At 64.0% G+C, this 22,446-nt stretch carries 17 protein-coding genes; 10 read left to right on the top strand and 7 right to left on the bottom strand.

The genetic code is table 11. The features are described from left to right. Window positions 1–122: 122 nt before the first annotated feature. The 9 genes from IVA93_RS18980 (at window position 123) to IVA93_RS19020 (ending at window position 9,941) form a co-directional block, all read left to right on the top strand. The gene (locus IVA93_RS18980) at window positions 123–1,385 is read left to right on the top strand and encodes a D-alanyl-D-alanine carboxypeptidase family protein (protein ID WP_247338002.1); all 1,263 of its coding nucleotides are present in this window, start codon (window positions 123–125) and stop codon (window positions 1,383–1,385) included. 2 nt (window positions 1,386–1,387) lie between these two features. After that, a complete protein-coding gene (gene tmk / locus IVA93_RS18985; RefSeq protein WP_247338003.1) occupies window positions 1,388–2,074 on the top strand; it encodes a dTMP kinase in 687 nt (228 codons plus the stop codon). Beyond that, window positions 2,071–3,117: a DNA polymerase III subunit delta' gene (locus IVA93_RS18990; protein ID WP_247338004.1), complete on the top strand. Its 1,047-nt coding sequence runs from the start codon at window positions 2,071–2,073 to the stop codon at window positions 3,115–3,117. Before tmk ends, IVA93_RS18990 begins: the two co-directional genes overlap by 4 nt. 110 nt (window positions 3,118–3,227) lie before the next feature. Then, window positions 3,228–5,249: a methionine--tRNA ligase gene (gene metG, locus IVA93_RS18995; protein WP_247368351.1), complete on the top strand. Its 2,022-nt coding sequence runs from the start codon at window positions 3,228–3,230 to the stop codon at window positions 5,247–5,249. A gap of 13 nt (window positions 5,250–5,262) precedes the next feature. Then, window positions 5,263–6,039, top strand: coding sequence for a TatD family hydrolase (locus IVA93_RS19000; RefSeq protein ID WP_247338006.1), 777 nt, complete (start codon window positions 5,263–5,265; stop codon window positions 6,037–6,039). Between the two features lie 13 nt (window positions 6,040–6,052). Continuing rightward, the gene (locus tag IVA93_RS19005; RefSeq protein WP_247296751.1) at window positions 6,053–6,850 is read left to right on the top strand and encodes an MBL fold metallo-hydrolase; all 798 of its coding nucleotides are present in this window, start codon (window positions 6,053–6,055) and stop codon (window positions 6,848–6,850) included. Window positions 6,851–7,015: 165 nt separating this feature from the next. Then, the gene (locus IVA93_RS19010; protein ID WP_018457852.1) at window positions 7,016–7,609 is read left to right on the top strand and encodes a TRAP transporter small permease; all 594 of its coding nucleotides are present in this window, start codon (window positions 7,016–7,018) and stop codon (window positions 7,607–7,609) included. 2 nt (window positions 7,610–7,611) lie between these two features. Beyond that, window positions 7,612–8,925, top strand: coding sequence for a TRAP transporter large permease (locus tag IVA93_RS19015; RefSeq protein WP_247338007.1), 1,314 nt, complete (start codon window positions 7,612–7,614; stop codon window positions 8,923–8,925). Between the two features lie 38 nt (window positions 8,926–8,963). Beyond that, window positions 8,964–9,941 (top strand): TRAP transporter substrate-binding protein, encoded by a 978-nt coding sequence (locus IVA93_RS19020; protein WP_018457850.1) that lies wholly within the window; start codon window positions 8,964–8,966, stop codon window positions 9,939–9,941. 92 nt (window positions 9,942–10,033) lie between these two features. Here the strand turns inward: IVA93_RS19020 and IVA93_RS19025 are convergent, their stop codons facing one another. Genes IVA93_RS19025 through IVA93_RS19035 form a run of 3 tightly spaced genes read right to left on the bottom strand, consistent with a single transcriptional unit; the run spans window position 10,034 to window position 14,631 of the window. Further along, on the bottom strand, window positions 10,034–11,683 hold the full coding sequence (locus IVA93_RS19025; RefSeq protein WP_247338009.1) for an acyl-CoA synthetase: 1,650 nt from the start codon (window positions 11,681–11,683) through the stop codon (window positions 10,034–10,036). Between the two features lie 23 nt (window positions 11,684–11,706). Continuing rightward, window positions 11,707–13,596 carry a TRAP transporter large permease gene (locus IVA93_RS19030; protein WP_247296759.1) on the bottom strand — a complete coding sequence of 630 codons (1,890 nt, stop codon included), beginning with the start codon at window positions 13,594–13,596 and terminating at the stop codon, window positions 11,707–11,709. Between the two features lie 15 nt (window positions 13,597–13,611). Next, window positions 13,612–14,631 carry a TRAP transporter substrate-binding protein gene (locus IVA93_RS19035; protein ID WP_018457847.1) on the bottom strand — a complete coding sequence of 340 codons (1,020 nt, stop codon included), beginning with the start codon at window positions 14,629–14,631 and terminating at the stop codon, window positions 13,612–13,614. 456 nt (window positions 14,632–15,087) lie between these two features. Between IVA93_RS19035 and IVA93_RS19040 the strand changes: the two genes are divergently transcribed. Next, window positions 15,088–16,284: a M24 family metallopeptidase gene (locus IVA93_RS19040; protein WP_018457846.1), complete on the top strand. Its 1,197-nt coding sequence runs from the start codon at window positions 15,088–15,090 to the stop codon at window positions 16,282–16,284. An 83-nt stretch (window positions 16,285–16,367) separates the two neighbouring features. Here the strand turns inward: IVA93_RS19040 and mdoH are convergent, their stop codons facing one another. The 4 genes from mdoH to fsrB form a co-directional block, all read right to left on the bottom strand. Further along, entirely contained in the window at window positions 16,368–18,512 is a 2,145-nt protein-coding gene (gene mdoH / locus IVA93_RS19045) for a glucans biosynthesis glucosyltransferase MdoH (RefSeq protein WP_085349808.1), read from the bottom strand. Then, the gene (locus tag IVA93_RS19050) at window positions 18,500–19,966 is read right to left on the bottom strand and encodes a glucan biosynthesis protein G (RefSeq protein WP_473333830.1); all 1,467 of its coding nucleotides are present in this window, start codon (window positions 19,964–19,966) and stop codon (window positions 18,500–18,502) included. Before IVA93_RS19050 ends, mdoH begins: the two co-directional genes overlap by 13 nt. Before the next feature lie 277 nt (window positions 19,967–20,243). Continuing rightward, window positions 20,244–21,071: a hypothetical protein gene (locus IVA93_RS19055; RefSeq protein ID WP_085349810.1), complete on the bottom strand. Its 828-nt coding sequence runs from the start codon at window positions 21,069–21,071 to the stop codon at window positions 20,244–20,246. Between the two features lie 81 nt (window positions 21,072–21,152). Next, a complete protein-coding gene (fsrB, locus tag IVA93_RS19060) occupies window positions 21,153–22,445 on the bottom strand; it encodes a siderophore utilization protein FsrB (protein WP_247368355.1) in 1,293 nt (430 codons plus the stop codon). Window position 22,446: the final 1 nt, after the last annotated feature.

The raw sequence follows: 22,446 nt of genomic DNA on the forward strand, positions 1-22,446 counted from the left end.
TCAGAAAATCTGAGGTGCCACGATAGGGGCGGGATGAGAATCGTGCAATCTCGGGACAAGCGGCCACCCCGTGTTGTTTGCACCGGCTCCAACTGTTAGAACGCCGCTCTCAGGGCTTGGCCATGGAATTTCATCTTTCCTCGTTTAGGCGCACCCGGTTTACCGCCGGAGCGCTGGCGCGCGGGCTGATCGCGACGGCTCTGGTGGCGGCCATTGGCTGGAGCGGGGCGCTCTACGCCGCCAACCAGAGCGTCCAGGGCGCCAAGAAAACAGATGATTCCGGCTTCGACGGCGACGCCCCGACCGCGATCCTGATCGAGGCCTCCAGCGGCAGTGTGCTGTTCGAGAAGAACGCCGACGAGCTCCGCGCGCCCTCGAGCATGATGAAGCTGATGACCGCCGAGGTCGTCTTCAACGCCATCAAGAAGGGCGACATCAAGCTGACCGACGAATACCGGATCAGCGAGAACGCCTGGCGCAAGGGCGGCGCACCCTCCGGCGGCTCGACCATGTTCGCCGCCATCAACAGCAAGGTCACGGTCGACGATCTCCTGCACGGGGCGATCATCCAGAGCGGCAACGACGCCTGCATTGCGCTGGCCGAGGCCATGGCGGGCAGCGAGCGGATTTTCGCCGCCGACTTCATGACCAAGCGAGCTCGCGAGCTTGGCCTCACGAAATCGACCTTCGGCAATTCCAACGGCCTGCCGGACCCCGCCAACAAGATGACGGTGCGCGAGCTCGGCATTCTCGCCCGGCACATCATTCTCGACTTCACCGAATTCTACAAACTGTTCGGCGAGAAGGAATACACCTGGAACAAGATCCGCCAGCCCAACCGCAATCCGCTGCTCAATTCGATGGAAGGCGCCGACGGTCTGAAGACCGGCTACACCAAGGAAGGCGGCTACGGCATGGTCGGCTCGGCGGTGCAGAACGGCACGCGGCTGATCGTTGTCATTAACGGGCTGGAAGACCCCGACGATCGCGCGACCGAAGCCAAGAAGATGCTTGAATGGGGTTTTCGCAATTTCGAGACCCGCACCCTGATCGCGGCCGATCAGCCGGTCGGCTACGCCAAGGTGTTCGGCGGCGAGAGCCGCTCGGTCAAACTGGTCGCCAAGACGCCCGTGAAGGTGATGGTGCACAAGAACGGCAGCGACAAGCTGATCGCGCGCGTCGTCTATAACGGCCCGGTGCGCGCGCCGGTCGAGGCCGGGCAGAAGGTCGGGCTGGTCAGGGTCTGGCGCAGCGGCAACATCGCAGTGGAGACGCCGGTCTATGCCGCTGACGCGATCGGCACCGGCTCGACCGTGCGCCGCGCGATCGACGGCGCCAGCGAGCTGGTGATCGGCATGTTCCGTGCGGGCGCCGAGAAGCTCTGATCATGAGTGAAAGCGCGGTAAAGTGGCCGTCCGGACGCGGGCGTTTCGTCACCTTTGAAGGCGGCGAGGGGACAGGCAAGTCGACCCAGATCAAGAAGCTCGCCGACCGTCTCAAGGCTGCCAGGATGCGTATCCTCGTCACGCGCGAGCCGGGCGGCTCGCCGGGCGCCGAGATCATGCGCCATCTGGTGCTGTCAGGCATGGGCAAGCTGCTCGGACCCGAAGCCGAGACGCTGCTGTTCGCGGCCGCCCGCGACGATCATGTCCACACCGTGATCCAGCCAGCGCTCAACCAGGGCACGTGGGTGCTGTGCGACCGCTTCGCCGACTCGACGCGGGCCTATCAGGGCAGCCTCGGCCGCGTGCCGGCCGCGCTGATCAACGCGATGGAGCGGGTCACGATCGGCGATCTCAAGCCGGACCTCACCATCATCCTCGACCTGCCGGTCGAGATCGGCCTGCAGCGCGCCGCCGCGCGCCGCGGCAGCGGCACGCCGGACAGGTTCGAGGCCGAGAAGCTCGGTTTCCATCAGGGCCTGCGCGAGGCCTATCGCAAGATCGCGGCGGACGAGCCCGCGCGCTGCGTGCTGATCGACGCCAATTCCGATCCCGACACGGTTGCCGGTCGCATCTGGACCGTGCTGCGTGATCGCCTGCTCCCGACCCCGGCATCGGTGGTGTCCATATGAGCCCGCGTCAGACCGAGCGCGAAACCGCCATGTCTCATCCGCGCGAGACGAGCGTTCTGTTCGGCCATCGCGAAGCCGAGACCGTGCTGCTCGCCGCCTATCGCAGTGGGCGTATCCCGCACGCCTGGTTGATTGGCGGACCGCAAGGCATCGGCAAGGCGACGCTGGCATATCGGATGGCGCGCTTCGTGCTCGCTCACGGCCAGCCGTCGGCGCCCTACGTGCAGCGCGCCGAAGACCTCGCCATCAATCCTGATCACGCCGTGGCGCGGCAGGTTGCGGCGAGCTCGCATGGTGGCCTGCTGACGCTGGAGCGCACCGCCAACGACCGCGGCGTGATGCGCACCGTCATCACCGTGGACGAGACGCGCGAGACGATCGGCTTCTTCGGCTCGACCGCAGCGGCCGAAGGCTGGCGCGTCTGCATCGTCGATACCGTCGACGAGCTCAATCCGAATGCCGCCAACGCGCTGCTGAAAATTCTCGAGGAGCCGCCGCAGCAATCGCTGTTCCTGCTGGTGAGCCACGCGCCGGCGCGCGTGCTCGCCACGATCCAATCGCGCTGCCGCAAGCTGCGCCTGCGCGCGCTCGCAACCGACGACGTGATTGCTGCAGCCGCAACCGCTGCCGATCTCGACCCGAACGATCCGGCGTTGCGCGAGGCGGCGGAGGCGTCCGAGGGCAGCGTCGCGCGGGCGCTGACGCTGCTCGGCGGTGACGCCCTGAAGCTTCAGCAGCGCACGGCCGCGCTGCTGGCGCGACTGCCGCAGGTCGATCCGCGCCAATTGCATACGCTCGGCGATTCGCTCGGCACCAGCGACCGCGTTGCGCTTGCCGCCTTCATCGACGGCATCGATCGCTGGATCGCGGAACGCCTGCACGCCGACGAGGCCAATGCCAACCAGAACCTGCCGCGCCTTGCGCGCCTAGCTGAGGTATGGGAAAAGATCGTCCGCGCCGCGCGCGACACCGAAACCTATAATCTGGAGCGAAAGCCCTTGGTCTTCTCGGTGTTCGGCTGGCTGGCGGACGCAACGCGCTAGAGCATGATCCGGAAAAGTGTGCAGCGGTTTTTCCGATAGGATCGTGCTCAAGACAATAAACTAACGCAGGTTCGTTTCCCAATTTCGAGAAGCCGGTAAAGGAATTCGTCGTGGCAGCGCGAGCTAAGAAAATCGCTAAAGGCAAGAGCAGCAAGAAGAAGGCTGCCACCAAGGCCGTCAAGAAAGGCGCGAAGAAGGCCGTGAACGCGCGCGCGCGCAAAGCTGCCAAGAACGTCAAGAAAGCCACGAAGACCAAAAAGACGGCCGCCAAAAAAACCGGGAAGAAGAGCGCCGCGAAGACGGCAAAGAAGGCAGCGAAGAAGCAGGTCGTCGCCAAGAAGACGGTGAAGACAGGAACCAAAAAGCCAGCCAAGGCTTCGGCGAAGAACAAGGCCTCGGCGAAAAACAAGGCCCCGGCGAAGAAGATAGCCAAGACGGCGAGGGTGGCTGCGCCCGCAGTGACCGCCGCACCAGCTCCTGTCGCGACGCCGCCGAAGACTGCGAAGCCCGATGTATCGAAACCCAAGGCCCCGCGCGCGCCGAAGTCCATCGCAGCGCCGCACGCCAACACGCCCGTGGCCGTCCCCGCGCGCGACAACGTCTTCTACATCACGACTGCGATCGCCTATCCCAATGGCAGCCCGCATATCGGCCACGCCTATGAGGCGATCGCGACCGATACGTTGGCGCGCTTCGCCCGGCTCGACGGCAAGGATGTGTTCTTCCTGACCGGCACCGACGAGCACGGCCAGAAGATGGTTCAGACCGCGGCCGGCGAAAAAATGTCCGTCTCGGAGCTCGCCGCCCGCAATGCCGGCCGTTTCAAGCAAATGGACGAGCGCCTGAACGTGTCGTTCGACCGCTTCATCCGCACCACCGAGGAGCAGCATCATCGCTCCAGCCAGGAGATCTGGCGGCGCATGGAAGCGAACGGGGATATCTATGCCGACATCTATGCCGGCTGGTATTCCGTGCGCGACGAAGCCTATTACGCGGAGGACGAGACCCGCCTGAACGAGGACGGCGTGCGGCTCGGGCCGCAGGGCACGCCGGTCGAATGGGTCGAGGAGAAGAGCTACTTCTTCCGCCTGTCGGCCTATCAGGACAAGCTGCTCAAGCTGTACGAGACGCAGCCCGATTTCATTGGGCCCGACTCCCGCAAGAACGAGGTGGTGAGCTTCGTCAAGGGTGGCCTGCGCGACCTCTCGATCTCGCGCACGACGTTCGACTGGGGTGTCAAGGTGCCCGGCGACGAAGAGCACGTGATGTATGTCTGGGTCGACGCGCTCACCAACTACATCACCGGCGTCGGCTTCCCCGACGAGAGCGACAACAACTGGCGTTATTGGCCTGCCGACGTGCACATCATTGGCAAGGACATTATCCGCTTCCATGCGGTGTACTGGCCGGCTTTCCTGCTGTCGGCCAGGATCCCGCTCCCGAAGCGGGTCTATGCCCATGGCTTGCTGTTCAGCAGGGGCGAGAAGATGTCGAAGTCGGTCGGCAACGTGGTCGATCCCTTTAACCTCGCCGACCAGTACGGCGTCGACCAGATGCGCTATTTCTTTCTGCGCGAGGTGCCGTTCGGCCAGGACGGCAACTACAATCACGAGGCCATCGTCGCGCGTATCAATGCCGATCTCGCCAACGATCTCGGCAACCTCGCGCAGCGCTCGCTGTCGATGATCGCGAAGCAGCTCGGCGGCGTGCTCCCGGAGCCCGGCGAATTCAGCGACAACGACAAGGCGATCCTGTCACAGGCTGATGGCATGCTCGCGGCGTCCCGCGAAGCGATGGCGACGCAGCAAATCCATCACTGGCTCAATGCCGTGTGGGCCGTGGTCGCGGAGGCCAACCGCTATTTCGCGGGCGAAGCGCCGTGGGCGCTCGCCAAGACCGATCCTGTCAGGCAGAGGACGGTGCTCTACGTCACCGCCGAAGTCGTGCGCCAGATCGCAATCCTGGCCCAGCCGGCGATGCCGACGGCCTCGGGATTGCTGCTGAACAGCCTCGGTATCCCCGAAGCGGAGCGCAACTTCGCCGCGCTTGGTGGCGCAACGCGCATCGCGCCCGGTACGACGCTGCCCGCGCCGACGCCGGCCTTCCCCCGCTATATCGAGCCGGCAGCCTAAGGGCGCTCGCACCATGCTGGTCGACAGCCACTGCCATTTGGATTTTCCGGATTTTGCGGAGGATCTCGACGGGATCGTGTCGCGGGCGCGAGCGGCCGGCATCGGCCGCATGGTCACGATCTCGACGCGGGTGAGAAAGCTGAACCAGCTTTTGGCCATCGCCGAGCGCTATGACGACGTCTATTGCTCGGTCGGCACCCATCCGCATAACGCTGATGAAGAAGACGGCATCGCGCCGGACGAGCTGATCGCTTTGACGCAGCATCCCAAGGTCGTCGCGCTCGGCGAAGCCGGGCTCGACTATTTCTACGACAACGGCTCGCCGGAGGCGCAGGCGAGGGGCTTTCGTGCCCACATCGCCGCCGCCCGCGCCACCGGCCTGCCGCTGGTGATCCACACCCGCGAGGCTGACCAGGATTGCGGCCGTATCCTTGAAGAGGAGACGGCAAAAGGATCGTTTCGCGCGGTGTTGCATTGTTACACCGGCGGGCGCGAGCTGGCGCTGAAGGCGGTCTCGCTCGGGCTCTATATCGGCTTCACGGGCATCCTGACCTTCAAGAAGTCCGAGGCCTTGCGCGCGCTTGCGGCCGAACTGCCGTCCGACCGTATTCTGGTTGAAACAGACTCGCCCTACCTTGCGCCGGGCAAGTTCCGGGGCAAGCGCAACGAACCGGCCTATGTGGTCGAGGTCGCAAAAGTGCTCGCCGAAACACGCGGCGTGTCGTTTGACGAGATCTCGCGCCAGACAAGCGAAAACTTCTTTCGTCTGTTCTCCAGGGTGAAACCTTAGAACTGGGAGCCGCATGACGCTGACGCTGACGATCCTGGGCTGCGGCTCCTCCGCCGGCGTGCCGCGTCCGGCACTCGGCTGGGGTGCCTGCGATCCCAACAATCCCAAGAACCGCCGTCGCCGCTGTTCGCTGCTGGTCGAGCAGACATCGGGCGAGGGCACCACGCGTATCGTGATCGACACCTCGCCTGACCTGCGCGAGCAATTGCTCTCGACCAATGTCGACCACATCGATGCCGTGTTCCTGACCCACGAGCACGCCGATCAGACCCACGGCATGGACGACCTGCGTTCGGTCGTGATGCACATGCGCCGGCGGATTCCGACCTATCTCAATCAGACGACTGCGAACGACATCATGTCGCGGTTCTCCTATTGCTTCGTCTCACCGGCGGGCAGCGACTATCCGCCGATCCTGACGGCGCAGTCGATCGAGGCCGGTGACAGCCAGACCATCCAGGGGAAGGGCGGCCCGGTGACGATGACGGCGTTCCTGGTGCAGCACGGCAACATTCCCGCGCTGGGCTATCGCATCGGCGATGCCGCCTACACGCCCGATCTCAACGACATCCCACGCGAGAGCTGGAGCGCGCTGGAAAATCTGGATCTCTGGATCGTCGATGGCCTGCGCTACACCAGCCATGTCAGCCATTTCAGCATCAACGACGCGTTGTCCTGGATCGAGCGCTTCAAGCCGAAGCGCGCCGTCATCACCAACATGACGGCCGACGTCGATTATGAGGTGATCCGGCAGTCGCTGCCGGCGGGAGTGGTGCCCGCGTATGACGGGCTGCGGCTGGAGACCCGCTGAACCTGCGGGGGAAATTCCGGCGAGAGCCGGCATACTCCTTGCTTGCGCTAGCCCCATCATGTTGATCTAACGTCTGAAAGACAGGCGCTGGGCAGGGGCGATATTCATGCAGGACCGGCGCGCGACGTGCGATCGCCGGGACCTTCTGAATCGCTTCGTATGAGGATGGGGATCGCGTTGGCAGGGGACGATGTCACGAGCCGGGGGCCGGTGCGACGCGCGCTAGATCTCCTTTATCTCGGTGCGGGCTACGCCGCCGGCGCCTTCATGGTTGCGATCTTTGCAATCATGATGATCATGTCGATCGGGCGCCAGTTTGCGGTCAACATTCCCGCCGGCGATGATTTCGCCTCATGGTGCATGGCCGCGATGGCATTCCTCGGCCTCGCTCACACCTTCAAGCGCGGAGAGATGATCCGGGTCGGCCTGTTGCTGGAGCGTCTGCATGGGCGCTCCAAACAGGTGGCGGAGGTCGTGGCCCTTGGTATTGCCGCCGCTTTCATCCTCTATTTCACCCGGCATGCCGTGCAGATGACCTACGATTCCTGGCGCTTCAACGACGTGGCGCAGGGCGTCGTCGCGCTTCCGCTCTGGATTCCGCAGCTCGGGTTTTCCGGCGGACTCGTGATCCTCTCGATCGCGCTCATTGATGAAATGGTCAGTGTCATCAGCGGCAACCGGCCGAGCTACGAGAAGGGCTCGCCGGACGAGACTCCGGACGAATTCATCGAGCGGATATCGCAGGGCGGCGGAGGTTGACGATGGCCAATCTCGGCATGATCGAACTATCGTTCATTCTGCTCGGCGTCATGATCGTGCTGCTGGGAAGTGGCATCTGGATCGCGGTTTCGCTGGGGCTCGTCGGCTTCGTGGCGATGGCGCTGACCACGAGCTTGCCGCTCGGCTCCGTGCTTGCGACCACGACATGGAGCGCAAGCTCGTCATGGACGCTGGCTGCGCTGCCGTTGTTCATCTGGATGGGCGAGATCCTCTTCCGCACCAAATTATCCGAGGAAATGTTCCGGGGCCTGTCGCCCTGGGTGCAGTGGCTGCCGGGGCGTCTGACCCATGTCAACGTGATCGGTTGCGGCATCTTCGCGGCAGTGTCGGGCTCGTCGGCGGCGACCTGTGCGACCATCGGCAAGATCGCGCTGCCCGAACTGGACAAGCGTGGTTACGATAAGGGCTTGAGTCTAGGCTCGCTCGCGGGCTCCGGCACGCTCGGCCTGCTGATCCCGCCGTCGATCCCGATGGTGGTCTATGCGGTCACGGCGAATGTCTCCGTGCTTCAGGTGTTCCTCGGCGGCTTCCTGCCCGGCGTGCTCGTGATGGTGCTCTATTCCGGCTACATCATCGTCTGGTCGCTGCTGAACCCCAGCAAGATTCCGCCGCGTGACCATCCGATGTCGTTTCGGCGGAAGCTCCAGGAGTCGGCCAAGCTCGTTCCGTGCCTGCTGCTGATCCTGGCCGTCTTCCTCTCGCTCGTGCTGGGGTTTGCGACCGCGACCGAGTGTGCGGCCTGGGGTGTCAGCGGCGCTTTGCTGCTGGCGTGGTGGAGCCGCACGCTCACGCGCAAGAACTTCCTCGAGAGCATCATGAGCGCGACGCGCCTGACCTGCATGATCATGCTGATTCTGGCAGGCGCTGCCTACACGACCGCAGCGATGGCCTATACGGGCATTCCGGCGGCGCTCGCCACCTGGGTCCAGGGCCAGCAGCTGACGCCGGGCATGCTCGCGCTGTATCTGAGCATCATGTACATCATCCTGGGATGCCTGATCGACGGCATCTCGATGATCGTTCTGACCGCCGTGATCGTGCTGCCGATGGTCAAGCAGGCCGGTCTCGACCTGGTCTGGTTCGGCGTCTATCTCATCATCCACGTGGAGATGGCGCAGATCACGCCGCCGGTCGGTTTCAATCTGTTCGTGCTCCAGAACATGAGCGGGCGTGATACCTTGACCGTCGCGCGGGCGGCGTTCCCGTTCTTCGTCCTGTTGCTCGCCGCCGTGTTCATCATCACGGAATATCCGCAGATCGTGATGTTCCTGCCCAAGCTTGCTTTCCCAGACTGAGCGTACCGGTTTTGAAATTGACTGTGAGGAGAAGCCCGATGATGTCTCGTTTATTCCGCGCATCCTTGATCGCCAGCGCCGTGCTGGCTGCGACACCCGCTTTGGCTCAGACCAAATGGAATCTGCCGGCGGCATATCCGGCCGACAATCCGCACTCCGAGAATCTCGTCGCGTTCGCCAAGGACGTCGAAGCCGGCACGTCCGGCAAGCTCCAGATCACGGTTCATCCGGGCGCCTCACTGTTCAAGGCGCCCGACATCAAGCGCGCGGTGATGACCGGGCAGGCGCAGATGGGCGAAGTCTTGCTGTCGATCCACGAGAACGAGGATCCGGTATTCGGCGTCGACGTCGTGCCGTTTCTGGCGACCAGCTTCCCGGATGCCATGAAGCTGTACCAGGCGTCGAAGCCGCTGATTACGAAGAAGCTGGAGGCGCAGGGGCTCAAGCTGCTGTTCGTCGTGCCGTGGGCGCCGCAGGGCGTCTATGTCAGCAAGCCGCTTGCGACCATCGAAGACATGAAGGGCCTTAAATGGCGGGCCTACAACGTTGGGACCGCGCGCATCGGCGAACTGGTTGGCGCGCAGTCGGTCACCATTCAAGCCGCCGAGCTGCCGCAGGCACTTGCGACCGGCGTCGTGAACTCCTTCATGTCGTCAGGCGGCACGGGCTACGATGCGAAGGCATGGGAGTCGCTGAAGTACTTCTATGACGTGCAAGCCTGGATCCCGAAGGACTACACCTTCGTCAACAAGGCTGCGTTCGAGGCGCTCGACAAGCCGACCCAGGAGGCCATCCTCAAGGCCGCCGCGACCGCGGAAACCCGCGGCTGGAAGGCCTGGCAGGACAAGAGCACCTGGTACATCGATCAGCTCAAGGCCAAGGGCATGACGGTCGAGCCGCCGAGCCCGGCCCTGAAGGCTGGCTTCCAGAGGATCGGCGAACAGCTCACCGCCGACTGGCTCAAGAAGGCGGGAGCCGACGGCCAGGCCCTGGTTGACGCCTATAAGAAGATGTGAGGTCGAGGGGGCCCGGCGAATCCGACTAGTCGAAACTGCGCAACGACTTCGCGGCGACACCCAACCGCCGCGGAGGTCGAGACAAGCGGCTCTCAGCTCGAGATTGCCTTCGCCGATCCCGCTTCGTTGCGCAGCAGGAATTTCTGGATCTTTCCCGTCGACGTTTTCGGGATGGGCCCGAACACCACGGCCTTCGGCGTCTTGAAGCCGCTCATATGCGAGCGGCAGAAGGCGATGATATCGGCTTCGCTCGCGCTTGCGCCGTCCTTCAGCTCGACGAAGGCGCAGGGCACTTCGCCCCATTTCGGATCGGGCTTTGCGACCACGGCGGCAAACAGCACGGCGGGGTGCTTGTAGAGGATGTCCTCGACCTCGACGGAGGAAATGTTCTCGCCGCCGGAGATGATGATGTCCTTGGAGCGATCCTTGATGATGACGTAACCGTGCGCGTCGAGCACGCCGAGATCGCCGGTGTGAAACCAGCCGCCCTCGAAGGCTTCCTGCGTCGCCTTGTCGTTCTTGAGGTAGCCCTTCATCACGATGTTGCCGCGGAACATGACCTCGCCGATGGTCTCGCCGTCGCGCGGTACTTGCCTCATGGTCTGCGGATCGATGACGGTGACGGCTTCCTCGAGCGGGTAGGGCACGCCCTGCCGCCGCTTCAGGCTGGCGCGCTCGGCTGCGGGCAGATCATCCCAGCCAGGCTGCTCGGCGCAGACGGAAGCGGGGCCGTAGACCTCGGTCAGGCCATAGACGTGCGTCAGCTTGATGCCGATGCTCTCGGCGCCCTCGAGCACCGCGACCGGCGGCGCGGCACCGGCGATCAGGCCGACGACGCGGCGCGCGGCATCGCCCTTCGGTGCATCGGGCGCGTTGATCAGCGTGTTGTAGACGATCGGCGCGCCGCACATATGGGTGACGCCGTGCTGCTTGATCAGCTCGAAGATTTTCGTCGGCTCGACCTTGCGCAGGCAGACGTTGATGCCGGCGGCGGCTGCGATGGTCCAGGGGAAGCACCAGCCGTTGCAGTGGAACATCGGCAGCGTCCAGAGGTACACCGGATGCTGGCCGAGTTGGCCCGCGAGAATATTGCTGACGGCGTTCAGATAGGCGCCGCGGTGATGGGTGACGACCCCCTTGGGATTTCCCGTGGTGCCCGAGGTGTAGCTCAGCGCGATCGCATCCCATTCATCGCCCGGCAGGATCGCCGCGAAGTCAGGATCGCCTTGCGCGAGCGCGGCCTCGTACTCGATCTCGCCGATGCGCCCGCCGCCTTTGAAGGCGGCGTCGTCGACGTCGATCACGAACGGTTTTGGGCCACTCATCTGTGACAGCGCATCGGTGATCACGCCGGAAAATTCGGGGTCGACCAGAATGATCCTGGCGCCGCCATGGTCGAGCTGAAATGCGATCGAAGGTGCATCCAGCCGGATGTTCAGCGCATTGAGCACCGCACCCGTCATGGGGACGGCGAAATGCACCTCGTTCATCGCCGGAATGTTCGGCAGCATCGCCGCGACGGTGTCGCCGACGCCGATGCCCTTGCCGGCAAGGTACGAAGCAAAGCGCTTGCAACGCTCATGCGTCTCGCGCCAGGTGAAGCTGCGCCCCTCGTAGACCGTGCTGACGTGATCGGGATAGACCGCGGCGCTGCGTGTGAGAAAGCTCAACGGGCTCAGCGGCACGTAGTTGGCGGGCGTCTTGTCGAGGCCGATATTGTACTGGTTCTGCCGCTCGCTCATCGACACCTCCCTTACGCGCCGGCCTACAGGAATCCGATGGAGATCCACGGAAAGACGGCGACCACGATCAATCCTACCAGCAGCGCCAGCAGATAGCCCCAGATCGGCCTGATGCCTTCGGCCGGATCGACGCGTCCGATGGCGCAGGCGGCATAATAACCGACCCCGAAGGGCGGGGCGAATAGCCCGATACCCATGGCGAGAATGATGACCATGGCATAGTGCACCTCGTGGACGCCGACGGCGCGCGCAATCGGAAACAACAGCGGCCCGAACAGCACGATCGCCGGGATGCCCTCGAGCACGCTGCCGAGGATGGTGAAGGCCAGGATCGAGACGGCGATGAAGGTCGCCGCGCCGCCCGGCAATCCGGTCATGGCGGATGCCAGCGCCCGCGAGAAGCCTGATTGCGTCAGGCCCCAGGCCATGCCGGTCGCCGTGCCGATGATCAGCAGGATCGCGCCCGACAGCGCCGCGGTTTCGACCAGCATCGGAAACAGCCGCCGCCAGTCGAAGCGGCGGTAGACGAGGAGGCCGACCAGGGCGCCATAGACGATGCCGATCGTGGACACTTCGGTGGCGGTGGCGATGCCTTCGACCACGGCGTAGCGGATCACGAAGGGCAGCGCGAGCGCGGGCAGGGCGATGACGAAGGTCTTGCCGATCTCGCCGCCTGTGGCGCGGCGGACATGGCTCATGTCCTCGTGGCGATAGCGCCACCACACCAGCATGCACAGCGTTATGGCCAGCACCACGCCGGGCAACAGGCCGCCGGTGAACAGCGCGGCGATCGAGACGCCGGTGACCGATCCGATCGTGATCAGCACGAGACTCGGCGGAATGGTTTCGGTCTGCGCGCCGGTGGCCGCAAGAAGCGCGACGAGATCGCCGGGCTTGGCGCCGCGCTGTTTCATCTCCGGGAACAGCACGGGCGCGACCGCGGCCATGTCCGCGGCCTTGGCACCTGAGATGCCGGAGACCAGGTACATCGCGCCGACAAGCACGTAATGCAGCCCACCGCGGACATGGCCGAGCAGGCTGGCCAGGAACGCCACCATGGCCCGTGCCATGCCGGTCATTTCAATCAGGAGCCCCAAAAATACGAACAGCGGCACCGAGAGCAAAATGAGGTGGCTCATGCCCTCGTCCATCCGCCCGACCAGTACCATGACCGGCGTGCGCGTGGTCAGTGCCAGATAGCCGAAGATCGCGAGCCCGAAGCCGAACGCGATGGGAACGCCGGCAAAGACGCAGAAGCCGGCGACGCCGACGAAGAAGATGACGAGGTTGAGATTGCCGAGCGGCCGCAGATATGGCTGCGCCAGCCAGAACAAGCCGACGACGACGGCAACGGCGACCGCGGCCGTCAGCACCATGCGGTAATCGACTGCGCGCAGCAGCCGCAACAGCGCGAACGCCGCCATCAGGCAGATGCCGGCCGGCAATGCCGCGGCGCGCCACATATTGGAGATCTGCAGCGCCGGCGTGGTGATGAAGCTTTCCTCGTAGGCGTAGTCCCAGGACGGCCAGACGATCAGCGCCAGGAAGGCCAGCGCCGCGCAGGTCGCGACCAGATCGAGCCAGGCCCGCGTGGCCGGCCTGGTGCTGGCGACGACCGCGGTCATGCGCATGTGCTCGGAACGGCGGAACGCCACCGCCGCGCCCAGCATGGCGAGCCACAGGAACAGGATCGAGGCCAGCTCGTCCGACCAGATCAGCGGCCGGTGCAGGCCGTAGCGCGCGACCACGCCGGCAAACAGGATTGCGATCTCGGCGACGACTAGGATCGCCGCCGGAATTTCGACGAGGAGACCGAGTGCGCGCTCCGTCGAGGCCAGCAAGGAAGGCCGGCGAGGGGACCGAACAGCCGCCTCGCCCGCCACTCCGCTCACTTCGACCTCAAGATGAGCCATGACGGCCCCAACGCGTTACGACAGCTTGCCGACGGCTTTTTCCAGCAGGTCCCAGGCCTGGTCGCCATATTTGCCCTTCCACTCGGCATAGAAGCCGGCGGACCGCAGCTTGTCGCGGAATGGCGCGACCGCGGGCTGATTGAAGGTCAGGCCCTTGCCCGCGAGCTCCTGCTGGAGGTTGGCATTGAGCTTGGCGGTATCCTCACGCTCCTTGAGCGCTGCGGCATTGATGTTCTTGGCGACGATGGTGCGCACATCCTCGGGCAGGCTGCTCCACGCCTTGCGATTGGCCAGGAACCAGAAGCCGTCCCACATGTGGTTGGTCAGCGAGCAGTATTTCTGCACCTCGTAGAGCTTGGCGGTCGAGATGATCGCCAGCGGGTTCTCCTGGCCCTCGACGATCCTGGTCTGCAGCGCGGAATAGACCTCGGCGAAATTGATCGAGGCGGGCGCCGCATCGAATGCCTTGAACATTGAGGTCCATAGCGGCGACACCGGCACGCGGATCTTGAAGCCCTTGAGATCGTCCGGATGGGTGATCGGCTTGCTCGACGACGTGGTCTGGCGGAAGCCGTTGTCCCAAATCTTGTCCATGACTTCGAGCCCGGCCTTCTTGATCTCGCCGCGGACAAAGGCGCCGAGATCGCCGTCCATCGCCTTCCAGACCGTGCCGTAGTCCGGGAACGCGAAGCCGATGCCGTTGATGGACGCCGCCGGTACCAGGGTCGACAGGATCAGCCCCGACAGCGTGAAGAACTCGACGCCGCCGGACCGGATCTGGCTCAGCATGTCGGTGTCAGACCCGAGCTGGTTGTTCGGGAAGATCTGGAGGTCGAACTTGCCGCCTGTCTCGGCCTTGATCGCCGCGGCCATCTCCTTGGCGCGCACGTTCAGCGGATGCGTGTCCGGCAGGTTATTGGCGTATTTGTAGGTGAACTCGGCGCTCTGGGCGCGGGCCACATGGGGCGCACTGAGGCCGCCCAGGACCGCGGTCGCGGCGGAGGCCTTGAGAAGCGTGCGGCGGGAAAAGCTCATGGGTCTGCTTCCTCGGAAAGTTTGTTGTTGTTCTGAGATGCAAACCTATACGGACGGAAGGTCAGAAGGTCATCTGCGATCTCGCGAAGCCTCGCTTATTGCAGCCGGACATCCTCACGGCAATATCGGCTTTCGGCGGCATCGGCCCGATTCAAAAACCGAAAAACAACCCCATGCACAGTAGCCGTCAAAAGTCGGGACCACGTCCGACGGCCAGCCTGGAAAAGGACCGGGAACGAAGGTGCGATGAGAGGAATTCCAGCTAAATAACTGATCTGATTTGATATAATGATATTCCATAATATACCTTATGCGAATCGTGGATATGGCTGTGCAGGTCAGGCCAGATCATTCCGCAGCTACCCAGAACCCCTCTTTCGGATCAAACTTGTGCCAACAAATCCCCGGGCAAACCGACGCAGCGGTTGTCGCCACGGCAGCATTGGGAGGTTCGTCATGCAGGAGAACGTCGCCCGCGCAGACCGCTCGCGCGCCATTCCATTCGACGCCGCCAAGCTCGACCGCCTGATGGAGGCTGCCGGCCTCGACGTCCTGGTCGCGACCTCCAAGCACAATGTGCAGTACCTGCTGGGTGCCGAGCGCGCGATCTTCTTCGACTACATGGATGCGCTCGGCGTCAGCCGCTATCTGCCGGTGCTGGTCTATCCCAAGGGCGCACCCGACAAGGCGGTTTATGTCGGCCACCGTCTGGAAACCCATCAGCGCGCCGTGGCGCCGCCATGGGTGGCGCAGGTGCGGACCGAGTCCAACGGCTCGGTCGATGCGATTACGCGGGCCGTAAGCCTGATCCGCGATGCCGGCGTGCCCCTGAAGCGGGTCGGGGTCGAGATGGCGTTCCTGCCGATGGATGCGGGCCGGGCGCTCAGTGACGCCCTGCCCGGCGCCGAGCTCAAGGACGCGCTGCTGGTGCTGGAGCGGCTGCGGGCGGTGAAGTCGGCGGACGAGCTTGCGAAGCTCAAGACGGCGTCCGAACTGGTGATCGCCTCGATGCTGGCGGTGATCGCCGGGCACGGGCCGGGCACGACCAAGCAGCAATTGTCGGACGCCTTGCGGCTCGCCGAAGCCAATCGCGGGCTGACCTTCGAATACTGCTTGCTCGCCTGCGGCAACAGCCACAACCGGGCGCCCTCGGCGCAGCGCTGGGAGCAAGGTGACGTGCTGTCGCTCGATTCCGGCGGCAATTATCACGGCTATATCGGCGACCTCGCGCGCATGGCCGTGCTCGGCGATCCCGATGCCGAGCTGAAGGACTGTCTGGCCGAGATCGAGGCGGTCCAGCGCGCCGCCTTCGCGGCGGTCAGGCCGGGCGCCATGGGCGGCGACATCTACGTCGCGGCCGAGCGGCAGCTCGCGAAGATCACCCAGCGCGACTGCACGGAGTTTTTGGCCCACGGCATGGGCCTCGTCAGCCACGAGGCCCCTCGCCTGACGGCCAAAGGTCCGATCCCCTACGACGACACGGATGCGCGGCTGCCGCTCGAAACTGGCATGGTGGTGTCGATCGAGACCACGATGAAGCATCCGAAGCGCGGGTTCATCAAGCTCGAGGACACGGTTGCGGTGACGGCGACGGGTTACGAGATCTTTGGCGAGGGTGGTCGCGGCTGGAATTTGGGTGGCAGTTCGCTGTAGGCTGGGACCGCGCGCACAGCAGACATCTCGCTCTCGGCCCAAGCCCAGCCGGGTCGTCAACCCCTGTCCTACACCGCCATGACCTAGACTTCCGCGGAAGCGGTAGCTCGCGGCATGCGCATGACCTGCTCGAGGGCGTGTGGGTGCTTCAGCACGGCAAGCGTCTCGCGTGCGCTGAGGCTGCTGACGACTTCCTCGAAATCGTCGCTCTGCTCAATCTTGGCCCGGCCGATCGCGAGATCTATGTCGATTTGGCCCGATTTGCGCGGCGGCGTTTCGAGGGACTGCATGTGCGGTCCCAGCAACGCGGGATTCTGTCTAAGTTCGATCAGGGCCCCGTGTGGCTCGATTCGATCCAGGCTGGCAAGCTCTCTCGCCCTCTGCAGCAGCGCCGGCACGCGATTGTCCTCCGGGGTTGCAAACAGGCGCGCCATTCGCGGGGCCGTCGAGGTGACGAGACCGATCGGAATGGCGCAAACCAGGCCGATGATCACCGGTGACATCCAGAGCAGCAGCGGAAGCGACACGGCGTAGGCGCTTGCCGCCATGGCCAGACCGCATAGGGTCGGCACCGTGAACTTGCGATAGACTTCGTCGCGCGTGATCCTGCCATCGCTTCGCCGTTGCACTTGCCAGCCCGCGTCACGGCCCAGCAGGATCTCCGCCACGGCGGTGGATTGAAAGATCATCATGGAGGGGGCGATCAAGGCGGCAAGCAGGCTCTCGGCGACCACCGCCAGCAGCACGCGAAATCCGCCGCCGAATGCCTGTCGTTCCGCACGCTTGGTGAGCAAAACGAGGTAGGCCAGCAATTTGGGCACGATGAGCAGCCCCATTGTCGCGGCAAAGACCCAGGCGGCGAGCACGGGATCCTGTGCGGGCCACGTTGGAAACAACGAGAAGCCCTTGGGAAAGTACTCCGGCTTGACGAAATAGGCCTGCAAGGAGGTCAGGATTCCGAGCAATAGAAACAGCAGCCACAGCGGCGCGGTGAGGTAGGATCCGATCCCGGTCAACAGGTGAAGCCTGGAGACCCAGTGCAGGCCTCGAGCCGGTAGAACGGCAAGATGCTGGAGATTGCCCTGACACCAGCGGCGGTCGCGCGCCGCGAAATCCAGAAGCGACGGGGGCACCTCCTCGAAACTCCCGCCGAGACCTGGAGCCATGAAAATTCCCCATCCCGCTCGTCGCATTAGTGCGGCTTCGACAAAATCGTGGCTGAGGATATGGCCGCCGAAAGGCTTCCTCCCGCGCAATTCGGGCAGGCCCGCCTCTTGCGCAAAAGCCTGCACCCGGATGATGGCGTTATGTCCCCAGTAGTTGCCCTCTGAGGCGTGCCACCAGGTGTTCCCGGCCGCGATCAGCGGGCCGTACAAACGACCCGAGAACTGCTGAAGCCGGCTAATCAGGGTTCGCGCATTGACGACGATCGGAAGCGTTTGAATCAGCGCGGCTTGCGGGTTCGATTCCATCGCGCCCGCCAGCCGCACGATGGTCTCTCCGCTCATCAGACTGTCCGCGTCGAGAATGATCATGTAGTCGTAGGCGCCACCGAACCGCCTCACCCATTCGGCGATGTTGCCGGACTTTCGGGCGGTGTTGTCGGATCGGTGACGATAGTAGAGATGGCCCGAACCGCAGTTGCGCTGCAGTTCCAGAAACGCAAGCTCCTCGGCAATCCAGATGTCCGGATCTGTCGTGTCACTGAGCAGAAACCAGTCGAACAACGGGTCCTGTCCGGTTTCGCCGACCGACTCGTACATGGCGCGGAGTCGCGCCATGAGATGGTGCTGATCCTCGTTATAGGTCGGCAACAGCATCGCCGTTCGGCCGGTGATCGTGGGCAGCGGACCCTGGCTGTCAATTGGCAGCATATCCGGCCGCCCCCGCAGGAGCACAAAAAAACCGGCGACTGAAGACACGAACGAAAACGCGATCCAGGCAAGCAGCACGAGAAACAACCCGAACACCATGCCTTCCAGGACCGTGACGCCACCAACCTTGAGAACATCGTACATCTCAACAGCGCCCGCAGCGGTAATCGCGACCGTTCCGCCAAGAATGAACAGGCGCCGCGCTGCAACGGCAGGGGCGGTCCGCAGTCGCCCCGGATCGGCACGGTTAGTCCGGTCCAATCGGCAAGGCTGCATGGGGAGAGGCGTTTCGTCGGGAAGATACCGAATGCCAAGCTCAAGCGAGAGCGCGGGCGAGGTCGTCAGGGCGCCCATCGGTAAACCCAGACTTCAGAGATCGGCTGTTCGCCCTGCATCAAGATCGCCCTCAACTCGACCGGCGCGTCCTTCACGGCGCACTGGAAACTCAGGCGCCAGCCGCCGGTTTCCGGGTTTGGCTGTGTGACGACGTTCTTGATCTCGGATTTGTCGGCGCTGACGGCACCCCTTACCTTGTTGGGATCGACCGCCTTCAGTCCGTCGCCGACGAGTTCGAGCACGAACAATTTGCTGTCGTCGCCCCGCGCGCCAACGCCTGTGCGGGTGAACCGGGCCAGGGAATTGGGCTTCGGCGCGTCCGGACCCCAGTGCAGACGGTAGGTGTAGTTGTTTTCGCTCTTGGCCTGGAGAGCTGTTTTCGGGCGCCAGAAGGCGGCGATGTTGTCGTGAACTTCCTCCTTGGTCGGGATCTCAAAGAGGACCACACTGCCCTCGCCCCAATCTCCGATCGGTTCGACCCAGAGGCTTGGGCGACGCTCAAAGCGCGATTCGATGTCCTCGTAGGCAAAGAAGTTTCGTTCCCGCTGCATCAGGCCGAAGCCGCGAGGATTGAGATCATTGAATGTGCTGGCTTGCAGATCGCGCGGATTGTTGAGAGGACGCCAGAGTTGCTCGCCCTTTCCGTTGAACACGGCGAGCCCATCGGAGTCGTGCACGGCAGGGCGGAAATCGTCGACATCGTGTCGGTCGTTCGGACCGAAAAAGAACATGCTTGTCATGGGCGCCAGGCCGGCATGCTGCAGCTCGATCCGCGGATAGAGCGACATCTCCACGTCGAAGACCGTCGGAGCGCCCGGCCTGATCGTGAAGCGATAGCTTGCCGTAGCGCTCTTGCTGTCAAGCAGCGCATGGACCACGACAGATGTGGCACCCGGCGCGGGCTTCTCCAGCCAGAACGCCTTGAAGAAGGGAAATTCCTCCCCCTTGCTCTCGCCGGTATCGATCGACAGACCGCGCGCGGACAGGCCATACGTCTCGCCTTTGGCAACGGCACGGAAGTAGCTGGCGCCGAGAAACGCGCAAACCTCGTCGTAATAGTCGGGGCGATTGATCGGGGCGTGAATGCGAAACCCGGCAAACCCGAGATCGGCGTCCGGTACCTGGCCGATATTGTCGCCGAATGCAAAATCGTCGCGCCGGTACCTGATCGGTACGGCTCGTCCGCCGGCGACCTCGTAAATGTCGACCCTGTTCTTATAGAAAAAGCCGCGGTGGAAAAACTGAACCTCGAAGGGCAGCTTCTCGCTGCGCCAAGCCGCGCGCTCCGGCAGAAAGCGGATTGACCGGTACTGGTCGTAGGTGAGATCTTTGAGCGCGTCCGGGACCTTTTCCTCTGGTGGCGCAAAGGGCTTACTCGCCAAATTGCGGGCAAGGTCGCGGACATAAGAGGGACCAAACGGCAAGTCCGCCGCCGATGCCGCAGAGACTGCGCCAGGTAGTAATGTCGCCAATGGCGTCAATGCCGAGGCTTCCAGGAATTGCCGGCGATTCAACTGTGCTACCCGTTCGGTTCCAACCGCAGTGCAACCCCCTCGTCGCGAACGAGTTCCACGAGCGCCGCCGAATCCGGGCGGAGTGTGGCCGACGACCTCGTCGAGCGGGCTTGGGGCGATTTCGCGCTGCTTGGCCTTGGTTGCGCCTGCAGGACAAGCTGCAATTTCCGATTGCGCATTCTTGAGCCAGGGCGGCGCGCAACGTTGTAGCCCCGAAGGTAACTGGATGATCGCTCTAGCGCACGAGCAGCAACTCCAGCTGGCTCTGCGCTTTCTTGACCGCCGTCGCATACCAGCTCTGGCTTGGTGCCTCCTTGGCGAAGCACGCCGTGTACGCGGTCATCGCGTTGTCTTCGCGGGTGATGTCGCCGCGCGGGTCTTTCTTGTCGATGGGTTTGGCCATCATCTGCTTCCAGACCTTTTCGCAGGCCGGGATCTCAGCCGTCTTCACCGCGTCGCTTGCGGCGAGAAAGAAGACCTTGTCGCCCTGGATCGCGACGACGTCGATTTCATGCGGCGGTCCCTTCAAATCGCCATTGCCGCGCACGCCCAGTACGGCGACCGCAGCGCTCGCTCCCGCGGGCTTCGTGATCGGCAGCTCGGCATATTTGGCGAAGGCGGAGTCCTGGATCGCCTGATAGTAGAAGCGGTCCGATTTGAACGCCGCGCCGATCTCCTGCGGCATGCCGTCCTCGCGGTGCTCGCGAAGCCAGTGCCTGAGCAAGCCGGTCGTGGTCGCCACCGCTTGCATCTTGTCGCCTTCGGAGGCGAAGCCGAGCCCGTCGAGATGGCCAAAGCCGGAGTCGCCCTTGAAGAGCGTGTCCGCATTCGTCTTGCCGTCGGCCGGCAGTCCCTTGATTGCGACGGGACCCACCAGGCTGCGCAGGACGCCCGTCAACTCGTTGAGCGCCGCATCGTGCTGCTTATAGGTCTCGTCGTTTTCCGCAGCTTTCGAGAACTTTGCGATGTAGCGATCGCGCAGGTCGAGATAATGCTGCTCGGGCGTGGCCGCATCGGCGGGCGTAGCGAAGACGAGCAGGCAGAGCAAGGCAAGCGATCTCATGCGATTTCCGGCAAGACGGGGGGATCTCCAGTCTTTGTGCCGGTGCCGGGCGGGAAGGTTCATCCGCGCCGGACGAACGCCCTACTCCGCCGGCGTCAGCTGCTGCCGGCTCGGGCGCATCGCCGCCGTCGCCCGCACGCGCACGCGGGCGCGGCGCTTGCGCCACCAGATCACGATTCCGGTGACCGAGAGTGCCGCCACCACCAGCCCCATGACCGAGATCAGAATGCGGCCGAACAGCCCGACGATGCGGCCCGAATGCAGCGGGAATTGCGCCTGTACGAAGATGTCGGCGGCGGTGCCGACCCAAGGCAGCCGTTCGCCGATCGGACGACCGTCCTCGCTGTCGTAATAGAGCTGCGCCGGGCCGACGCCGCCGGCGCCGTGATCGTCGCCGGGGTGGAAGAAGGCCGCGGCATAGACGCCGTGGGCCGGGCCGTAATTGACCGAGCCGACCGGGACGGTCCACCCTCGCCCCTTGGCGTCGGCCGCCGCGCGCGCGGCGATGTCGGCGAAGCTCACCTTGGGTTCGATGGGATCATCGAGATCGCGATACGGCCGCTGCTCATAGGGCGTCGGCGTGTAGTTCGACACCATCTTCATCAGCGGCGAGAACACCTCGAAATAGAGGTTCAGCGAGAACGCCGTGAAGGCGATGATGAAGAGCACGCCCCAGGTCCACAGGCTGAAAGCGCGGTGGATGTCGAAATTGATCCGGTAGGCGCTGCCTGACGTCTTGATGGTCCACGCCGGCGCCCAACGCGCCCAGAAGCCGCGTTCGAGCTGGCGCGTGACCTGGGGCGCCCGTGCCGCCCTGGCGCGTCGGCGCGCGGGCAGCGTCAAATACAAGCCGACGAAGCAGTCGATGGTCCAGATGATGGCGATCACGCCGAGCAGGCGCATGCCCCAGCGGTCGCTGCCCCAGAATTCCGGGATGTGCATGGTGTAGTGCAGCTTGTACAGGAACGAGACGAAGTTTTCGCGCGTCACCGGCCACACCGCGCCCCAATAGCGCCGGCCGAGCTCCGCGCCGGTGTTCGGATCGAGGAAGATCTGATTGTAGTCGAGCGCGTAGCGCTTGCCGGTCGCGGGATCGATCCTGGGCATGACGAAGAACCACAGCGAGTGGCCCTCCTCCGGCGTCATGAACAGGTAGACCACGCGCGCGCGGGGATCGCGCTGCTCGATCATCTTGGCGAGATCGATCGAGGGAATGGCCGGGCCTTTGCTGCTGACATCGAACAGATGGCTGTTCAGGACCTCGTCGATCTCGTGATCCCAGGAGATGATCGCCCCGGTGACGCCGGAGAAGAACAGGAAGCCGGCCGTCAGCAGTCCCGCCCAGCGATGCAGCTTGCCGAATATCGCTCTCATC

The sequence above is a fragment of the Bradyrhizobium sp. 155 genome (genome assembly GCF_023101105.1).
Taxonomy (GTDB): Bacteria; Pseudomonadota; Alphaproteobacteria; order Rhizobiales; family Xanthobacteraceae; genus Bradyrhizobium; species Bradyrhizobium canariense_D.